Origin of the sequence: Paenibacillus tabacirhizosphaerae (genome assembly GCF_040812395.1) — a bacterium.
In the GTDB taxonomy this organism is placed as follows: domain Bacteria; phylum Bacillota; class Bacilli; order Paenibacillales; family NBRC-103111; genus Paenibacillus_E.
Map to the genome: position 1 here is coordinate 1 of NZ_JBFNXH010000095.1, position 516 is coordinate 516.

At 49.4% G+C, this 516-nt stretch carries 1 protein-coding gene; it reads right to left on the reverse strand.

Annotation, left to right across the window (positions count from 1 at the left end; genetic code table 11):
• Window positions 1-158 precede the first annotated feature (158 nt).
• Window positions 159-516: transposase (locus tag ABRS97_RS28135; RefSeq protein ID WP_367819472.1), on the reverse strand; the 358-nt coding region annotated here is incomplete at its 5' end.

The following is a 516-nucleotide window of genomic DNA, read 5'->3' on the forward strand; positions in this document are numbered from 1 at the left end:
ATTGGTTTAATCGTGTATTCCCCGTACTATCCCTTAACTCAACCACATCCCCATGACCATTCTATCTATCATACCTCTCACAGCCATAAAACAAGGGATGAGCTTCGCTCACCCCTCCATTTTAACATAAACTCCCATAGGTTTGTTCGTTTCACGGCTCACTGTGCTTGTGGCAGCGGTTCTTCCGGCATCACATACGCTTGCTTCGTGGTCATCAAGTAATACACGATGTTGACCAGTTTCCGCATCACGCACACATACGCTTGCTGGCGTGTTTTCCCTTGCCGCATCTTGCTTTGGAAGTAAGCGTACAGATGCGTATTCGTCGCTTGTGTTCGGTTCTTTGGCACGGTAATTTGCTTGATCGCCAACTTGTGGAACAGGTCGTGAAGCTCACGATTGCCGAAATGATTTTTCCGCATGGCGAACTTGTTGCCGGAAGCACGCATAACTGGAGCGATTCCGGCGTACATGGCCAGCTTTTGCGGTGTCGGGAAGCGGTGAATGTTCCCGATC